This window comes from Paucibacter sp. KBW04 (genome assembly GCF_003852425.1).
Lineage (GTDB): Bacteria > Pseudomonadota > Gammaproteobacteria > Burkholderiales > Burkholderiaceae_C > Paucibacter_A.
This window is the reverse complement of record NZ_QAJN01000008.1, coordinates 257,787-274,739: the sequence shown is the minus strand read 5'-3', so window position 1 is coordinate 274,739 and position 16,953 is coordinate 257,787. Positions and strand designations below refer to the sequence as shown.

Genomic DNA, 16,953 nt, shown 5'->3' with positions numbered 1-16,953 from the left:
GGGCTGGGGAGGGTCGCGGCGGCCACAGAGCCGGCGCGGGCCTGCCGCGCAGGGGCGCAGTGAATTCGCGCAGAGCTTCGCTAGGCCCTACACCGAGGCGGGCAGGTTCAAGCGCTCAGCGCGTCCAGTCCACCCGCGCAAGCAGGGCTTGCAGGCGCTGGGCCTTGGCGGGGTTGAGTTGTGCGGCCCAGGCCACGCGGCCGCGGAGATGGGCCGGCCAGTCGGCGTGTTGCTGGCGGTTCTGGCTGGCCGGGCCATGCAGCACGCATTGATGCAGCAAGGCCTTGAGGCGGTCGAACTCGGCGCGCGGCAGATTGGGCAGGGCATTGACGACCACACCGCACACCATCTGCCGGCCGCCGGCACTCAGGCAGCGGCTCTTGCGGTGATTGAGGGCAAAACCTTCCTCCAGAGCGATGCGCCCCACCCAGGCCGAGATGCGCGCCTGCGCCTGCCGCAGATGCTGCGGGCCCGAGAACACCAGGTCATCGGCATAGCGGCTGTAGCGCGCGCCCAGGGCCTGGGCCAGGCCATCCAGGCGCAGGTCCAGGCGAAAGGCACAGAGATTGGCCAGGGTGGCCGAGCTGGGCGCGCCTTGGGGCAGATGGGCGCCGCGCAGCTTTTGCAGCTGGGTCCAAGTCAGCTGGCCGGCCTCGTGCATGCGGCGCAGCACCGGCTCGGGCGTGGCCACGCTGCACAGCGCCGCGAGGCTAACTGCCACTTCATGCGGATAGCCCAAGGTGAGGAACAAGGCCCGCAAGCGGGCGGCTTGCACGGCCGCGAAGAAGTCGCACAGGTCGTAGCGCAAGAGCACGGCCTGCCCTGCATGCAGGGCCGCATGCTCGCGCACGCCACGGCCGGGCGCATAAGCCATCGCGGCCTCGTGCAAGGGCAGCTGCTGCAAGAGCCCACGCAGAATCTTGCGCTGCACGCCCATCAGATGCGGCTCGGGCACCTCCAGCAAGCGCCAGCCGCCGCTGCGTTTGGCCATCAGCTGGAAGCGATAGTGCTGGGCCGAGAGCGGCTCGCGGCGCTGCCAATCGCGCGGTTTACTCAGGCGCCACAAGCCACCCAGGGGCAGGCCTAGCCAATCGGCCAGCGCGCCGACATGGGGCAGATCGGGCAAGTCACAGGCCTCCAGGCCCAGGGGCGCGCCCGCTTTGTGCTCGCGCGGCCGCAGCAGATAGCGCTGCGGCCGGGGTGGCGCCGCGGAGGCGCAAGCATCCCGAAAGGCCTGCTCTTTCTCGATCAGCGTGGCCAGACTACGAGGCTCCAGCCGCGCCCAGCGCTCGCCGGGCATGCGGGCCAAGCGCAGGGCCAGGGTCTCAAGCCATGGCCTTGGCTCCAGGCCCAGGCCCAAGCAATTGGTCATGCGCGCGGCCAGACCCTGGGCCTGATGCGGGCCGGCCAGCAGGGCGCGGGCCAGGGCCAGCGCCGTCAAGCGTGAGAGTCGGGCCATGGGCCGAGCTTGGGAGTTAATAAAAGGTGCGGCCCAGCTGCCCAACCTGCGGGTCCTGCCTGATCCGACTGGCGCACAGCGCCACGCCGATCAGGCCCCGATTGACTTCAACAAAAACATGACCCAGGGGGTGCCCCTGGGTGTGAGGCGCAAACACAGCCGTGCATGCACTTCACGGAGAACTTGGGCAATGGGCCGCGCGGCCATGATAGCCCGCAGATTTCAGGTCTTTTTCGCCGCGCGCTGCAGATGCTTGAAGTGCTCAAACAACCAAGAGCGCATGCCCAGCACCATGGAATAGGGCCGCTTCTCATGCTCGGCCAATTTCTGGTCCAGGGAATGCTGGCGGGCAAAGTCCTCGGCCACGCGCTGCAGGCGGGCCGTCAGCTCGCGTGCGGCCTGGGGTGAGAGCTGGCCGTGGACCAGGGTCAGCAGCTCGCCATCGCCATCGAAACCGCCGGAGAAGTAGTCGGCCATCACCGCATCGCGGAAGAAGTTCATCACCGGCCCATGCGGGCGCCAGCGAAAGGTTTTGGCCACCTGCAGCTTGTAGCGGTTCAGCGGCCGCAGCTCCAGGATGCCAAGGCTGTCGAGCTGCGCCAAGTAGCGCGTCACCTCGGCCTCGCTGAGGCGGTAGCTGGCGAGGATCTGCTCGGCACTCCATTGGCTCAAGCAGCAAATCGCCATCAAGAGCAGCTTGGGGTCGGCCACCACGGCACGCTCCTGCGCCAGGCTTAGCTCGCGACGCAGCGGAGCCTGGGCCAGCAGCTTTTGCGAGAGTTCGGCGAAGTCGGTGTTCAGCACGCGGCAGATCTCATCCACCCGCGAGAGTGGCATCTCGCCACCGGCCGCAAACATGCGCTTGACGCTGGACTCCGACAGCCCCAGCGCCTCGGCCAAGGCCGCATAGCTGAGGCCGGCGGTCTTCATCTCTGCCTTGATGAGAGCGATCAGGGATTGGGTACTGGACATGGCTGCGCAGGATTGAGGTAGCGCCGCATGCTACCCGCAGCAGCGCCAGCCGCCACCGGCCCAGAAATCCACGGACAGCGCCGCCGCGCCTCGCCACAGTGCAGGCATGCGACACCCACAGCTCCAAACCCGAAGACAACATCTGCAATGCTGCGGCGGCGCCATCGCGGCGGGCCTGTTCAGCGGCTTGCTGCCGCAAGCGACGCAAGAGGCCCAAGCCGGCAGCCTGATCAACCCCTGCCGCGGCCAGCTGCCTGCCGCCCTGCATGAGCACCCGATGCTGGCCCGCAACTGGCAAGACCTGACCCCCGCCGATCTTTGGGACGTGCACACCCATTTGCTGGGCACCGGCGACGCGGGCACGGGTTGCCGCATCAACGCCCAGATGACGCAGTGGTGGCATCCGGTGGAGAGCCTGCGGCGCCAGGTGATTCTGAAGGGCGCTTGCGTGCCCGCCAGCGCCCCCAGCGTGGACATCGCCTATGTGCAGCGCCTCTTGCAGCTGAGCCAAGACTTCCCCATCGGCGCACGCTGGCTGCTCTACGCATTTGACGAGGCCCGCGATGCCCAAGGCCAGGCACGCCCGGAGTGGACCACCTTCCATGTGCCCGATGCCTATGCCGCCGAGACCAGCCGCCTGCACAGCCATCGCTTTGCGTGGGTGGCCTCCATCCACCCCTACCGGGAGGACGCGCTGGCGCGCTTGGATGCGGCGATTGCTGGCGGCGCCCTGGCCCTCAAATGGCTGCCCAGCGCGATGAATATCGATCTGCGCGCCCCGCATCTGCGGCCCTTCTACGCCCGCCTCGCTGAGGCCAAACTGCCCTTGATCATCCACTGCGGTGAAGAAAAAGCCGTGCCCGGCGCCGGGCGCGATGACTTGGGCAACCCCTTGCTGGCCCGCGCTCCGTTGGCGGCTGGCGTTAGGGTAATCATGGCCCATTGCGCCTCCCTGGGTGAGGCACTGGACTTGGACATGAAGCGCCCGCGCCTAGTGCCGGCCTTTGATCTCTTTACCCGTCTGATGGACGAGCCTGCGCACCGCGAGCTGCTACTGGGTGATGTGTCTGCTCTGTTCCAGTTCAACCGCCGCCCCGAGGTCTGGCAACAAGTGCTGAGCCGCCAGGACTGGCATGCGCGCCTGCTGCATGGCTCCGACTACCCCCTGCCCGGCGTGGGGCCGCTGTATCGGCTGAAGGGCCTGGTCAGGGCCGGCCTGCTGGACGCGGCCCATATGCGGGTGCTGGAAGCCCTTCGCGAGCACAACCCCTTGCTGTTCGACTTCCACCTCAAACGCCTGGTGAGCTGGCGGGGTCAGGTCTTGCGGTCCGAGGTGTTTGCTACCCGGCAGCACTTCGAAAAGAAGCCCAAGGTCGCAAGTCTTGCCCCTTCAGGGAGCGCTACACGCCACTCGGCGCAGCAAACCCCGGCATGAGTCCCGCCCACCTAGCATCGCTTGATCAGCCCTTCTGGAGCAGCCCATGAGCAGCTACACCAGCTTCCACCGCCTGGCCCTGAGCCTCAGCTTGATGGGCGCCCTGCCCTTGAGCAGCGAAGCTGCAGCAACAACAGCAGCCGGCGGCACGCCGCAAGCCTCCACCCGGCTCAGCGAGGCCTCGGCCCTGCCCGTGGCCTTGTCCATGGCGGCGCCGGCCTTGCTTCTGTCCAGCACGGCCAAGCTCTTGGTGGTGGCCGTGGAGAGCAGCGCCGAGGGCACGGTCTGGGTGCTGGAGCGGGCCAGCGATGGCGCCCGCGCCAGCCTGCGCTTCGGCAAACAGGCGCTGGGGGCCTCGGCCCTGGCGGTAGGCAGCAGCATCACGGTGCTGAGCACCGCCTCAGGCTTTTTGCTGACCCACTCGGGCCAGGTGCTGGCCTTTGTACCCAATGAATTTGGCCGCGCCTTGATGCATCACGAGGCCTTATGAAAACCTGGCTGATCCGCAGCCTGCTAATGCTGGCCCTGACGCTGTGCGTAGCCCTTGGCGCCTGGGCGGGTCAAAGCTGCGAGGAAGCGCCGCTGACACCGCCCGAGGTGGAACAAGGCCTGCAGCTAGCACTTCAGACCGCCAAAGCGCTGGATGCCAGCGCTGCCAAAGTCGTGCTGCTGGCACGAGCCGGGCAAGACCTGGGCAAGTACGGCCTGCACTGGTCGCATCTGGGCTTTGCGTATCTGGAGACTCCAGCGGCCGAGTCGCCCGCAGGCATCGGCGTCTGGCGGGTCGTACACAAGCTCAACGCTTGCGGCTCCGATCAAGGCGGCCTGTTTCGCCAAGGCCTGGGGGAGTTTTTTCTGGATCGGCCCTATCAATACCGCGCCGCCTTCGCCCCGCTGCGCGAGGATTTGCAGGCTGCCCTATTGCCCCTGCTGCAAGACAACAGGGCTGTCACACGCCTGCAGCAGACCCGCTACAACATGGTGGCCTATGCCTGGGGCCTGCACTATCAGCAGAGCAATCAATGGGCGACCGAAGTTTTGGCCAGCGTCGCGGCGCCGGCCGCACAACAGCCCCTGGACCGCGCCCAGGCCCTGGCCTGGCTGCAAGCCCAGGGTTTGCAGCCCACGGTCTTGCACATCCCCACGCTGACGCGCCTGGGCGCCCGCATCAGCCGGGCCAATATCGCGTTTGACGATCACCCTCTGGGCTCGCGTTTGGCGGGGCAGATTGCGACGGTGACCGTGGACGGCATTTTTGACTGGCTGCCCCGCGCCGGACTCGGACAGAATGCCGTCCTGATTCCCACCACTGCAGAAAGCGACCCTCGGTGAACACCCACGACAGCCACACCAGCCAATTCGGCCTGCTCAAGCAGCGCCGCTTTGCGCCCTTCTTCTGGACCCAGTTCCTGGGTGCGGCCAATGACAATATCTCCAAGTTCGCACTGACCGTGATGGTGACTTACCAGCTGCAACTAAGCTGGTTGCCGCCAGCCGAGGCCGGCCTGGTGATTGCGGCCTTGTTCATCCTGCCCTTTGTGCTGTTCTCGGCCACCAGCGGGCAGCTGGCGGACAAGTATGAAAAGTCGCGCCTGATGCGCTTCGTCAAGAGCTTCGAGATCGTCATCATGTTGGTGGCCTTGTGGGGCTTTTGGCATGCCCAGGTGCCGGTGCTGTTGGCTTGCGTGTTCATGATGGGCATGCACTCCACCTTGTTCGGCCCGGTCAAGTTCGCCTACCTGCCCCAGCAGCTAAACGAAAAGGAAATCACCGGCGGCAATGGCATGGTGGAGATGGGCACTTTTGTGGCCATCATCCTGGGCAATTTGATCGGCGGGCTGTTGATCGCGCTGCCCGAGGTAGGCGCCTTCTACACCGGCCTGGCCTGCTTGGCCGTCGCTGTGGTCGGCCGCATCACGGCCCAGTTTGTGCCCCATAGCCCGGCCACCGATCCGCAGCTGCAGATCAACTGGAACCCCTTCACCGAGACCTGGCGCAATCTCAAGCTGGCGCGTGAGAACGTGGTGGTGTTCCGCTCCCTGCTGGGCATCTCCTGGATGTGGTTCTTCGGCGTGGTGTTTCTGGCCAACTTCCCCACCTTCGCCAAAGAGGTCCTGCACGGCAACGAGCATGTCGCGTCCATGCTGCTGGTGGTGTTCTCAGTTGGCGTGGGCGTGGGCGCCTTGATGTGCGAACTGCTCTCGCGCCGCCATGTGGAGATCGGCCTGGTGCCCATGGGCGCCATCGGCATGACGCTGTTTGCGGTGGACCTCTACTTTGCCTCACGCGGCCTGCCGCCAAGCAGCCTGCAGACCGTGCCCGAGTTCCTGGCCCATGCCAAGCATTGGCGGGTGCTGATCGATCTGGGCCTGCTGGCTCTGTTCACCGGGCTTTACAGCGTGCCCATGTACGCGCTGATCCAGCTGCGCTCGCAGCCCTCGCACCGCGCCCGCATCATCGCGGCCAACAATATTCTCAACGCCATCTTTATGGTGGCCAGCTCCTTGTTGGCCGGCATCATGCTGGGCGCGGGCTTCACGGTGCCCGAGGTCTTTCTGGCCGCCGGCCTTGCCAATGCGGCCATGGCGCTCTACATCGTCTTGCTGATGCCTGAGTACCTCTTGCGCTTCATCGCCTTCATGGCCTCGCGCCTGATTTATCGCTTCAAGCTCAAGGGTGATGAGCACATCCCCACCCAGGGCGCGGCGGTGCTGGTCTGCAACCATGTGTCCTTTGTCGACGCCGTGCTCTTGATGGCAGCGAGCCCGCGGCCCATCTGCTTCTTGATGGACCACCGCATCTTCGCCATGCCGGTCTTGGGATGGCTGTTCCGCCTGGCCAAGGCCATCCCCATCGCCTCGCAAAAAGACGACCCGGCCACCTACGAGCGAGCCTTCGCGCAGGCCCGCCAGGTGCTGGCCGAGGGCGATCTGGTCTGCATCTTCCCCGAGGGTGGCATCACCCGCGACGGCGAGTTGCAGCCCTTCAAGGGCGGGGTGATGAAGCTATTGGAAGGTTCGCCCGAGCTGCCCGTCGTGCCCCTGGCTTTGCAAAATCTGTGGGGTTCTTTTTTCTCGCGCATCGAACGCGGCGAGGCGATGAGCAAGCCCTTCCGGCGCGGCCTGTTCAGCCGGGTTGGCCTGGTGGCAGGTGCGCCGCTGGCGGCGGGTGAGGTCACGTTGGAGCGCTTGCGTGGCGAGATTCTGAGCCTGCAGCAGCAAGCCGCCTAAGCCACAATTTCAGCGCCAGCGCAGATGGCGCCAGCTGCGCCGCAGCTGCAGCTTCAAGGCTCGCGCCAGCCGCCAAAAAGGCTGGCGCCGCAGCCACAGCGAGAGCTCGGTCTTCCACACCGTCCAGCGCGCATACAAGCGCGCGAACCAGGCCAGCTCCATCAAGGCCGGTTGAATCAGCTGGAACAAGCGGGCCAACACGGCCGTGCCCACCAGCTTAGCCGCAATGATCAGACCCAGACCGAGCAAGCCCCGCCCCTGGGTGATCAGCCACACAGCCACCAGCTTGACGGGCAAGATCAACAAACTGGGCAGGATCAGCAGCCCCAAGGCCGCATACGGCGGCAAGGCCCGAATCCAGCCCTCCAGCTGCCGGAACAGCGGCAGTCGCCCCAAACGGGCCAGGGCCCTGGCCAGCGGCTGCCAGCCCCATTCTTCAAACAGAATCAGCAGCGCCAGCAAGAGGCGCACAAGCCAGCGCAAGGGCGCGATCAACAACTTCAGCATGGCGCCATCATGCGGCAGGAAATGAAAAGGCCGGCATGCCAAAGGACATGCCGGCCTAGCGTCAATCAATTCCCTGCTTAAGGCGTGCAGTACTGCGGGGTGCTGCTGCTCAGCCTCGGGTCGGTGAGGGCAAAGCTGCCCTGGCGGCGCAGGGTCACCGTGCAGTTGGCACTGACATCAAACTCAAACAGCTGCCACCAGTCCGTGCTGGAGGTCTCACCGCTTGTGGGCGGCACGAACAGTTCGGCGGCGCGGCCGGGAATGTTCAGCTCCACGCGTGCATTCGAGCTTGCAAAACTGCCGCTGTAGCTGCCCGAGTAGTTGTGCACCCAGTACTTGTAGGTGCCCACCATCAGCTTGGTGATGGTCACCACCTCGGGGCCGTAGCTGCTGGTGTCGTCCACATCGAGATTGGCAAAGGGCGCGCGGGTGAGCTGACCTTTGTTGCCAAAGTAGACCTCTTCACCGCTCGGTGTGTACAAATGCGAATCCAGGTCCCAGGGCCGTGCGCCCCAGGTCAGCTTCATGGTCACGCCGGCACCGGTCTGGCCCAGGCTGAGGCATTCAGCCGGCTCGTAGTCGCTCGACAAAGGTCCATAGCGCAAGGTGTTGGTCAGCTTGCCGCCGGCCAGGCCGACCACGGTCGCCATCGAGCCCTTGCGAATCGGCAGACTGAACTTGCCATTGGCATCCGACACGGCGCTGCTGAAGCCGGAGTAGTCCACACCATCGCTTTGCACCAGCGCCCCTGGCACGCGCGCGCCCAAGGCGTCCACCACGCAGCCCAGCACGCGAACCGTGTCGTAGACCTGATCCGCATTCCAGATCGTGAAGTGCGTGACCGTGCCCTCGTAATAGCGGCGATCCGAGGACAGATTGGCCGTGCCTTCTTGCACCCAGCGTCCCGTCGTGGTGTTGAAGAAGAACAAGGGGATTTGCGGCTGAACCACCGGGCTGCGCGTCGCCACCGGAATGCGGATGGTGGCCGTTTGACCCGCGCGCAAATTCAGGTCCTTGCCTTCGCTGTCCTTCAAGCGGACGTTGATGGCACCAAAACTCTCGATCGGCGTCGGCACATCGCCCACCAAGGTGGTGAAGTCACCTGGCATCACAGAAGAGTCCACGGCAGGGTCGATCGCCGTCAACTCCACCGTCATATTGCCCACGGGCACGCTGCCATCGGCACGCTGCACCGCGTTGGGGGGCAAAAAGACGGCCGCCGGTGAAGCACTCAGGGTGGCGCTGCCACCCAAGGTGATGTCGACCGTCGAGCTGCCGCCCACCTTCAGCAGACGAGCACGCACATCGGTGGTGGTATTGGCTTTGACGCTGGCGATGCGCACGGTCTCGGCATGGGTGGCCCCGTCGAAGATCACCGGCACGCGGTCCTGCACACTCACACCGGCCAGGCTGAAGTTGCCGGCCGCATCGGTGGTGGTGCTCAGGCCGGCCACGCGCACGGTAATGCCGGGCACACCCAAACCGGTGGCCGCATCGATGGCGCTGCCGCTCAAAGTGCCTTGGGCCTGCACGGTCAGCTTGATGCTGCTGCTGGCGCAGTTGCTGGGCGCGATCTTCTGGCAGATGCCATAGCTCAGCTCATAAACGCCAGGGATGGCGGCCGTGCCCACTGTCAGCAAGCCGGCCTCATTGAACTCAACGCCCGTGGGCAAGCCGCTCTTCAAGCTGGCGGTGACGGTGCTGGCCGCAGCGGCGGCCGAGCCCAGCGTGTCGTTGAGCAAGACATCGGCGGTGCCGCCCGCGCCAAGTGTCAGCGCATCGGCCGTGGCCACGATGGGTGGCGGCGGCACGGTCAGGGTCACATCCGCGCTGGCGCAGTTGCTGGCATTGCCGCTCTCGCAAATCTTGTAAGAGAACTTGTGCACGCCGGGCACCGCACTGGCCGCCACGGTGAGCTGGCCGGCTTCAACGCTGATGCCGGCAGGCAGCTGGCCATCCTTCAGGGCGAAGCTAACATTGCCGCCTGCCGTGGCCTGAGCACTTGCTCCGCCCACGCTGTCATTGCCCAACAGGTGCGCGCTCTTGCCCAACTCCACCGTCAAGGCATCGGGCCCCGCCACCACCTCGGGCTGCGAGCTGCCTCCACCGCAAGCGCTCAAGAGCGCCGCCATGGCCACGACGCTCAGGGCGCCGCCAACTTTTCGAACATCCAACATCCGCTTTCTCTCCCTCTGCTGTGTAGAAAGAAGGGGCCAGGCAAGACCTGACCCCTTTCAACTCGGTCGGCAGTGTAGGAAGGGGAAAACCCGCGGATGTATCCCCACAAATGGGGGGTTATGACAAACAGGGCGGGGCGAGCAGGCAAGTGTGAATACTTGCCTCCAAGCGTGGTGGCTAGACCCCGCGCGCCCGATCCGCCGCGAACTTAAGCTTGAAGGCTTCAAAGCCACCCGTGCCCGGCTGATCCAGCGCATCACGCGCTTCCTGCATCAGGTTCAGGTAGTAATGGATGTTGTGGATGCTGGCCAGCATGGGGCCTAACATCTCGCCGCAGCGGTCCAGATGGTGCAGATAGGCGCGGCTGAAATTGCCGCAGCAGTAGCAAGAGCAGGTCTCGTCCACCGGGCGCTCATCGGTCTTGTAGCGGGCATTGCGCAGGCGCAGATCGCCAAAGCGGGTGAAGAGATGGCCGTTGCGTGCATTGCGGGTGGGCATGACGCAGTCGAACATATCGATGCCACGGCTCACGCCTTCAATCAAATCCTCCGGCGTGCCCACGCCCATCAGATAACGCGGCTTGTTATCGGGCAGTTGGTGACCGATATGGGCCAGCACCCGCTGCATATCTTCCTTGGGCTCGCCCACGCTCAGGCCGCCGATGGCATAGCCGGGCAGGTCCAGCTCGGCCAGGCCGGCCAGGGAGTGATCGCGCAAGCCCTCGAACATGCCGCCCTGGACGATGCCGAACAAGGCGTTCGGGTTCTCCAGGCGAGCGAATTCGTCCTTGCAACGCTTGGCCCAGCGCAAGCTCATCTCCATGGAGGCGCGGGCCTCTTTCTCGGTGGTGAGTTGGCCCTTGGTCTCGTAGGGCGTGCATTCGTCGAACTGCATGACGATGTCGCTGTTCAAGACCGTCTGGATCTGCATGCTGATCTCGGGCGTCAAAAACAGCTTGTCGCCATTGACCGGCGAGGCAAAGCGCACGCCTTCCTCGCTGATCTTGCGCATCTCGCCCAGGGACCAGACCTGGAAGCCGCCGCTGTCCGTCAGGATGGGCTTGTTCCAGCTCTCAAACTTATGCAGGCCGCCGAACTGACGCAAGATGTCCAGACCCGGCCGCAGCCAGAGGTGGAAGGTATTGCCCAGGATGATTTGCGCGCCGGCTTCATCCAGCGAGCGCGGCATCACACCCTTGACGGTGCCATAAGTGCCCACCGGCATGAAGATGGGCGTCTGCACCACCCCATGGTTGAGCGTCATCTGGCCACGGCGCGCGTGGCCCTCGGTCTTGAGGAGGTCGAACTTCAGCATAGTGGCGCTATTGTCGCAGGGACGCCCAAGACCGCCGTCAAGGGACAATGGCGCCATGCCTTTCAGCCTCGCCCGCGCCGTCCACAGCGAATTGATCATCAAGAAAAGCCGCTTCATCGGCTGCGTGGAACCCTGCCCCGACCGCGCCACCGCCCAAGCGCGCGTCGACGCCCTGTGGGCCGAGCACGAGGGCGCGGTGCATATCTGCTGGGCCCTGCTTGCCGGCGGGCAATCGGCGGCGGTGGACGACGGCGAGCCCAGCGGCACGGCCGGCCGCCCCATGCTGGAGGTGATGCGTCATCAGGACCTGGAAGGCGCCCTGGCCACCGTGGTGCGCTACTGGGGCGGCACAAAATTGGGCGCCGGCGGCCTGGTGCGGGCCTACACCGATGCCGTGGCCCAGGCCCTGCTGAAGGCCGAGAAAGTGCCCTTGCTGCGCCTGCAAAGCCTGCGCTGCACCCTGCCCTACGCTTTCGAAGGCCTGCTACGCCGTGAGCTGGAAGCCGCCGGAGCGCAGCTGCTGGAGGTGCAGCACGGCAGCCAAGTCGAGGCCATGTTCAGCCTGCCCGAATCCGCCGCCGCCAGCTTGGTGGCGCGGCTGAATGAATCAGGGCAGGGGCGGATTGCCTGGCTCAAGGCTTGAGGCTTGGCCCTAGGCCCGTGCAGAACTGCCGTGATTTCAATCAAAGTGAAAGTTTTGAGCCCGCAAGGCGGGACAGAGCCGGCCGGCCGGGCGGCGCAAACAGCGGGGCTAGGCCTAAACTGAAATTCAGGCGAGCCCGCCCTGATGTGTGGCCGGTGGTCGCGCATCGCGACAAATAGAACGGGGCCCGCCTGGACAAGCAAAGCACGCTGTCATCTTTGGGCCGACCCCGGGAAAGAGTCGGCCTTCTTTTTGCCCGGTGCTTAGACGTGCAGCCCCGGCCATGCTCAAAAGCTATACCCCGCCCCGGCATTGACATTGGCGCGCGCTGGCGCTGACCCCTAGGCTCTGCTGCTAAAAAATCGCAGGCCGCAGCCTTGTTGCGAGCCAGCACCTCCGAGCCCCTGAGAGCCTGCAACAATGGCCAGCCTCAGCCAACGCCAATCTCGACCGGGTATGAAGAAAAATCTGTTGATCTGCGCCGCCAGCGCACTTTTGATGAGCGCCTGCGCCAGTGCCCCCCGCACCCCGCCCGGCCCCCCGGCACCCAAGATCGACAAGAGCTTCACCTCGCTGAACCAGGACAGCCGCGCCCTCTTCATCGTGCTGCACTACACGGTGCTGGACTTTGAAAAGTCGCTGCGCGTGCTGACCACCGGCGGCCAGGTCAGCAGCCACTATCTGGTGCGGGACGAGCCGCCCGTCAGCTACTACATCGTGGACGAGAACCGCCGCGCCTGGCATGCGGGCCTGAGCAGCTGGGGCAATAACCAGGGCCTCAACTCCTCCTCCATCGGCATCGAGATCGTCAACCCCGGCTTCACCGACACGCCGAATGGCCGCGTCTACGCGCCCTTCCCGCAAAAGCAGATCGACGAGGTGATCAATCTGGTGCGCGACATCCAGACCCGCCACAACATCAAGCCCGAGCGCATCATCGGCCACGCCGACATCGCCCCCGGTCGCAAGCAGGACCCGGGCCCCATGTTCCCCTGGAAGCAGCTGGCCGATGCCGGCCTGATCCCCTGGCCGGACGCCGCCCAGGTGGCGGCCCGCCTGCCGCTTTACCAAAGCGTGCCGCCCGATGCCGCCTGGTTCCAGGACAAGCTGGCCCGCTACGGCTATAGCGGCGTGCCTCGCAATGGCGAGAGCGATCAGCGCACCCTGGACACCGTCTCCACCTTTCAAATGAAGTACCGCCCCAGCGACTACAGCGGCAAGATGGACGCCGAGACCGCCGCCCTGCTGGATGTCGCCACCAGCCCCGGCGGCATGCTGCTCAAGCCCTCGCCCTGGCCCATCAGCTCAGATGGCAAGCTCGGCCGGGACGGCAAGCCCATCAAAACCAGCTCGCGCTAATCCCTGATATCCCTGCTGTGTTCACCTTTCTGCTCAAAAAGCTCGCCACCCTGATCCCGACCCTGATCGGCATCACCCTGGTGTCCTTCGGCCTGATCCGCCTGATCCCGGGCGACCCCATCGAGGTGATGATGGGCGAGCGCCGCCTGGACCCCGAGGCCCATGCAGCCCTGGTGCAGCGCCTGGGTCTGGACCAGCCCCTGCATATCCAGTATTTCGACTACATCAGCAAACTCGCCCAAGGCGATCTGGGCCAGAGCCTGGTGAGCCGCGAACCGGTGGCCAAGGAGTTTGCCGCCCTCTTCCCCGCCACGGTGGAGCTGGCCCTGGCCGCCTTGCTGCTCGCCGTCAGTTTGGGTTTGGCATTAGGCATCTTGGCCGGGCTCAAGCGCGGCTCCCTGCTGGACCAGGGCGTGATGGGCGTGGCCACGGTGGGCTATTCCATGCCGGTGTTCTGGTGGGGCCTGATCCTGATCATGTATTTCTCGGTCGGCCTGGCCTGGACGCCGGTGTCGGGCCGCATCAGCATCGAGTACGACATCACGCGCGTCACCGGCTTTTTGCTGATCGACTCCTGGCTCTCGGGTGAGGAAGGCGCGTTCAAGTCCGCCTGCCTGCATCTGCTGCTGCCCGCTCTGGTGCTGGGCACCAGCACCATGGCCGTGGTGGCGCGCATGACGCGCTCCTCCATGCTGGAGGTGCTGCGCGAGGACTACATCCGCACCGCCCGCGCCAAGGGCTTGGGCGCTGGCCGGGTCGTCATCGTCCACGCCCTGCGCAATGCCCTGATCCCCGTGCTGACCGTGGTGGGCATGCAGACCGGCAGCCTGCTGGCCGGGGCGGTGCTGACCGAGACCATCTTCTCCTGGCCCGGCATCGGCAAATGGCTGATCGACTCCATCGCCCGGCGTGACTACCCCGTGGTGCAGGCCGGCATCCTGATTTCGGCCCTGACTTTCATCGCGGTCAATCTGGTGGTCGACCTGCTCTACGGTGTGGTCAATCCACGCATCCGCTCGCAACACTGACGCCATGCAAGCCACAGCCAATTCGAACGAGCAAGACCTGACCCTCGCTCCCCCCACGCCGCTGCAGGAGTTCTGGCGCGGCTTCGCGGCCAATCGCGGCGCCCTGGCCGCCTTGATCGTATTCAGCCTGATCGCCCTGGCCTCGCTGCTGGCGCCCTGGGTCGCCCCCTACAGCCCCATCGAGCAGTTCCGCAGCCATATGCTGCAGCCCCCGGTCTGGGCCGAGGGCGGCTCACGGCAGTTTTTGCTGGGCACAGATGAGCTGGGCCGGGACATCCTCTCCCGCCTGCTGCACGGTGGCCGCGTCTCGCTAGGCATAGGCCTGGCCTCGGTGCTGATGTCCCTGCTGCCCGGCGTGCTGCTGGGCCTGCTGGCGGCCTTTTATCAAAAACTGGCCTCGCCGCTGATCATGCGGGTGATGGACATCATGCTGGCCTTGCCGGGCCTGCTCTTGGCCATCTGCGTGATCACGGTACTGGGCCCTGGCCTGATCAACACGGTGATCGCGATTGCCATCGGCGCCCTGCCCGGCTACACCCGCCTGACCCGCGCCGCCGCCCTGGCCGAGATCACTAAGGACTACGTCACCGCCAGCCGCGTGGCGGGTGCGGGCAATCTGCGCCTGATGTTTGTGGCCGTGCTGCCTAACTGCATGGCCCCGCTGATCGTGAATGCCTCGCTGAGCTTCTCCTCGGCGATTCTGGAGACGGCGGGCCTGGGCTTTCTGGGCCTGGGCGTGCAGGCGCCCACGCCCGAATGGGGCACCATGCTCTCGGCCGCGCGCGACTACATCCAGCGCGCGCCCTGGGTGGTGACCCTGCCGGGCCTGACGATTCTGATCACGGTGCTGTCCATCAATCTGATGGGCGATGGCCTGCGCGATGCGCTGGATCCCAAGTTGAAGAAGCTCTGATGCTGCTCAAGATCAAAAACCTCAGCGTCAAGTTCGGCGCCTTCCCCGCCGTCGAGGGCCTGGACTTGCAATTGGATGCCGGTGAACTGCTTGGCATCGTGGGCGAATCGGGCTCGGGCAAATCGGTCAGCATGTTGGCCTTGATGGGCCTTATCGATGCACCCGGCCAGGTCACGGCCGATTGCCTGGAGTTTCAGGGTCAGGATCTGCTGCGCCTGAGCCCAAAGCAACGCCGCCAGCTGATAGGCAAGGACATGGCCATGGTGTTCCAAGACGCCTTGTCCAGCCTCAACCCCAGCTACACCGTGGGCTTCCAGATCAAGGAAGTGCTGCAAGTCCATCTGGGCCTGCGCGGTGCGGCCGCCACGCAGCGGGCGCTGGAGCTGCTGGAGCTGGTGGAGATCCCCGACGCCAAGAACCGCCTGAACGCCTACCCCCACCAGCTCAGCGGCGGCATGAACCAGCGGGTGATGATTGCCATGGCGATTGCCTGCTCGCCCAAGCTCTTGATCGCCGACGAACCCACCACCGCCCTGGACGTGACGATCCAGGCCCAGATCATGGACCTGCTCTTGCGCCTGCAGCGCGAGCAAGGCATGGGCCTGATCATGATCACCCACGACCTGGCCGTGGTGGCCGAGATGGCCCAGCGCGTGGCCGTGATGTACGCCGGCCAGGTGGTGGAAACCGGCCCCGTGCCCGCGCTGTTTGAGGCGCCGCGCCACCCTTATACCGAGGCCTTGCTGGCCGCCATCCCCGAACACAATCGCGGCGCCGCCCGCTTGCATGCCTTGCCCGGCATCGTGCCCGGCGCCCTGGACAGACCGCGCGGCTGCCTGCTCGCACCCCGCTGTGCCTATGTGCAAGCCCGCTGCAAGAACGAGTTACCCGTTTTGCTAGACGGCGTGCGCTGCTTCTTCCCCATTGCTAGCCAGGAGCCAGCGCATGCATGAGATCGCTCCTCCTTTGTTGCAGGCCGAGAAGCTCAGCCGCCATTACCGCGTCAGCCAAGGACTGTTTGCGCCAAAGGCCACCGTCAAGGCGCTCGATGGGGTCAGCTTCACGCTGCGGCCACGCCAGACTCTGGCCGTGGTCGGTGAGTCGGGCTGCGGCAAGTCCACCCTGGCCCGCCAGCTGACCTTGATCGAGCCACCGACTGCGGGTTCGCTACGCTTCGGCGGCGAAGACGCGGCCGTCGCCGACAAGGCAAAACTAAAGACCCTGCGCCAGCAGGTGCAGATGGTGTTCCAGAATCCTTTTGCCTCACTCAACCCGCGCAAGACGGTGCAGGCCACGCTGGACGAGCCCTTGCTGATCAACACGGCTTTGAGCAAGGCCGAGCGCCTGGAGCGCATCGACGCGCTGCTGGCCCAGGTCGGCTTGCGCAGCGAGCACTTGCGGCGTTATCCGCATATGTTCTCCGGCGGCCAGCGCCAGCGCATCGCCATCGCCAGGGCCATGATTCTGAAGCCCGGCATCGTCATCGCCGACGAGCCGGTCTCGGCCCTGGATGTTTCCATCCAGGCCCAGATCCTCAACCTCTTCATGGACTTGCAGGAGAGCTTGGGCTGCGCCTACGTCTTCATCTCCCACAACCTCAGCGTGGTCGAGCATGTGGCGGACGAGTTGATGGTGATGTATCTGGGCCGGGCGGTGGAGATGGGCCCCAAGGCAGAAATTTTCGCGCGACCCTTGCACCCCTACACCCGCGCCTTGATGAGCGCCACGCCGGCCTTGAGACAGGCCGACCGACGCGAGCGCATCAAGATCCACGGCGAGCTCCCCAGCCCGCTGAACCCGCCCAGCGGCTGCGCTTTTCACAAGCGCTGCCCACTGGCCCAGGCGCGCTGCAGCGTCGAGGCGCCGCTATTGCGCGAGCTGGACGGGCGGCAGGTGGCTTGTCATGTGGTCTGAG

At 65.4% G+C, this 16,953-nt stretch carries 15 protein-coding genes; 10 read left to right on the top strand and 5 right to left on the bottom strand.

Features of this window, described 5'->3' with window-relative positions; all coding sequences use genetic code 11:
* Positions 1–115: 115 nt before the first annotated feature.
* Positions 116–1,459, bottom strand: coding sequence for a reverse transcriptase family protein (locus DBR47_RS10930; protein WP_124449836.1), 1,344 nt, complete (start codon positions 1,457–1,459; stop codon positions 116–118).
* Between the two features lie 222 nt (positions 1,460–1,681).
* Positions 1,682–2,431, bottom strand: a complete 750-nt coding sequence (locus DBR47_RS10925) for a helix-turn-helix transcriptional regulator (protein WP_124449834.1) — start codon at positions 2,429–2,431, stop codon at positions 1,682–1,684.
* A 106-nt stretch (positions 2,432–2,537) separates the two neighbouring features.
* On the opposite strand from DBR47_RS10925, the gene DBR47_RS10920 reads away from it, so the two are divergent.
* From DBR47_RS10920 to DBR47_RS10905, 4 genes are read left to right on the top strand one after another with little or no spacing between them, the layout of a single operon-like run.
* Positions 2,538–3,866, top strand: coding sequence for an amidohydrolase family protein (locus DBR47_RS10920; RefSeq protein ID WP_124449833.1), 1,329 nt, complete (start codon positions 2,538–2,540; stop codon positions 3,864–3,866).
* A gap of 46 nt (positions 3,867–3,912) precedes the next feature.
* Positions 3,913–4,356, top strand: coding sequence for a hypothetical protein (locus DBR47_RS10915; protein WP_148090419.1), 444 nt, complete (start codon positions 3,913–3,915; stop codon positions 4,354–4,356).
* Positions 4,353–5,198: a DUF2145 domain-containing protein gene (locus DBR47_RS10910; protein WP_124449831.1), complete on the top strand. Its 846-nt coding sequence runs from the start codon at positions 4,353–4,355 to the stop codon at positions 5,196–5,198. The genes DBR47_RS10915 and DBR47_RS10910 overlap by 4 nt, the downstream gene beginning before the upstream one ends.
* Entirely contained in the window at positions 5,195–7,096 is a 1,902-nt protein-coding gene (locus DBR47_RS10905; protein ID WP_124449829.1) for an MFS transporter, read from the top strand. The genes DBR47_RS10910 and DBR47_RS10905 overlap by 4 nt, the downstream gene beginning before the upstream one ends.
* Before the next feature lie 9 nt (positions 7,097–7,105).
* On the opposite strand, the gene DBR47_RS10900 is transcribed toward DBR47_RS10905, so the two are convergent.
* From DBR47_RS10900 to tgt, 3 genes are all read right to left on the bottom strand, one after another.
* Positions 7,106–7,603 carry a hypothetical protein gene (locus DBR47_RS10900; RefSeq protein WP_124449827.1) on the bottom strand — a complete coding sequence of 166 codons (498 nt, stop codon included), beginning with the start codon at positions 7,601–7,603 and terminating at the stop codon, positions 7,106–7,108.
* Positions 7,604–7,680: 77 nt separating this feature from the next.
* Entirely contained in the window at positions 7,681–9,780 is a 2,100-nt protein-coding gene (locus DBR47_RS10895; protein WP_124449825.1) for a hypothetical protein, read from the bottom strand.
* Positions 9,781–9,958: 178 nt separating this feature from the next.
* Positions 9,959–11,095: a tRNA guanosine(34) transglycosylase Tgt gene (tgt, locus tag DBR47_RS10890; RefSeq protein WP_124449823.1), complete on the bottom strand. Its 1,137-nt coding sequence runs from the start codon at positions 11,093–11,095 to the stop codon at positions 9,959–9,961.
* A gap of 55 nt (positions 11,096–11,150) precedes the next feature.
* Here tgt and DBR47_RS10885 point away from each other — a divergent pair, with 55 nt between their 5' ends.
* The 6 genes from DBR47_RS10885 to DBR47_RS10860 all read left to right on the top strand — a co-directional run bounded on the left by DBR47_RS10885 (position 11,151) and on the right by DBR47_RS10860 (position 16,952).
* The gene (locus DBR47_RS10885) at positions 11,151–11,738 is read left to right on the top strand and encodes a YigZ family protein (RefSeq protein ID WP_124449821.1); all 588 of its coding nucleotides are present in this window, start codon (positions 11,151–11,153) and stop codon (positions 11,736–11,738) included.
* 456 nt (positions 11,739–12,194) lie between these two features.
* Positions 12,195–13,097 (top strand): N-acetylmuramoyl-L-alanine amidase, encoded by a 903-nt coding sequence (locus DBR47_RS10880; protein ID WP_124449820.1) that lies wholly within the window; start codon positions 12,195–12,197, stop codon positions 13,095–13,097.
* A gap of 17 nt (positions 13,098–13,114) precedes the next feature.
* Entirely contained in the window at positions 13,115–14,125 is a 1,011-nt protein-coding gene (locus DBR47_RS10875) for an ABC transporter permease subunit (RefSeq protein ID WP_124449818.1), read from the top strand.
* A 4-nt stretch (positions 14,126–14,129) separates the two neighbouring features.
* Positions 14,130–15,038, top strand: a complete 909-nt coding sequence (locus DBR47_RS10870; protein WP_124449816.1) for an ABC transporter permease subunit — start codon at positions 14,130–14,132, stop codon at positions 15,036–15,038.
* Positions 15,038–15,991: an ABC transporter ATP-binding protein gene (locus DBR47_RS10865; protein ID WP_197046998.1), complete on the top strand. Its 954-nt coding sequence runs from the start codon at positions 15,038–15,040 to the stop codon at positions 15,989–15,991. The genes DBR47_RS10870 and DBR47_RS10865 overlap by 1 nt, the downstream gene beginning before the upstream one ends.
* Positions 15,984–16,952 carry a peptide ABC transporter ATP-binding protein gene (locus tag DBR47_RS10860; protein WP_124449814.1) on the top strand — a complete coding sequence of 323 codons (969 nt, stop codon included), beginning with the start codon at positions 15,984–15,986 and terminating at the stop codon, positions 16,950–16,952. Before DBR47_RS10865 ends, DBR47_RS10860 begins: the two co-directional genes overlap by 8 nt.
* The last annotated feature ends 1 nt before the right edge of the window (position 16,953 follow it).

Bases quoted from the DNA above. Each gene is read 5' to 3' on its own strand.
- DBR47_RS10885 (WP_124449821.1), top strand. From the start codon at position 11,151: ATGCCTTTCAGCCTCGCCCGCGCCGTCCACAGCGAATTGATCATCAAG.
- DBR47_RS10880 (WP_124449820.1), top strand. From the start codon at position 12,195: ATGAAGAAAAATCTGTTGATCTGCGCCGCCAGCGCACTTTTGATGAGC.
- DBR47_RS10930 (WP_124449836.1), bottom strand. From the start codon at position 1,459: ATGGCCCGACTCTCACGCTTGACGGCGCTGGCCCTGGCCCGCGCCCTG.
- DBR47_RS10920 (WP_124449833.1), top strand. From the start codon at position 2,538: ATGCGACACCCACAGCTCCAAACCCGAAGACAACATCTGCAATGCTGC.
- DBR47_RS10910 (WP_124449831.1), top strand. From the start codon at position 4,353: ATGAAAACCTGGCTGATCCGCAGCCTGCTAATGCTGGCCCTGACGCTG.
- DBR47_RS10915 (WP_148090419.1), top strand. From the start codon at position 3,913: ATGAGCAGCTACACCAGCTTCCACCGCCTGGCCCTGAGCCTCAGCTTG.
- DBR47_RS10860 (WP_124449814.1), top strand. From the start codon at position 15,984: ATGCATGAGATCGCTCCTCCTTTGTTGCAGGCCGAGAAGCTCAGCCGC.
- DBR47_RS10870 (WP_124449816.1), top strand. From the start codon at position 14,130: ATGCAAGCCACAGCCAATTCGAACGAGCAAGACCTGACCCTCGCTCCC.
- DBR47_RS10925 (WP_124449834.1), bottom strand. From the start codon at position 2,431: ATGTCCAGTACCCAATCCCTGATCGCTCTCATCAAGGCAGAGATGAAG.
- tgt (WP_124449823.1), bottom strand. From the start codon at position 11,095: ATGCTGAAGTTCGACCTCCTCAAGACCGAGGGCCACGCGCGCCGTGGC.
- DBR47_RS10865 (WP_197046998.1), top strand. From the start codon at position 15,038: ATGCTGCTCAAGATCAAAAACCTCAGCGTCAAGTTCGGCGCCTTCCCC.
- DBR47_RS10895 (WP_124449825.1), bottom strand. From the start codon at position 9,780: ATGTTGGATGTTCGAAAAGTTGGCGGCGCCCTGAGCGTCGTGGCCATG.
- DBR47_RS10900 (WP_124449827.1), bottom strand. From the start codon at position 7,603: ATGCTGAAGTTGTTGATCGCGCCCTTGCGCTGGCTTGTGCGCCTCTTG.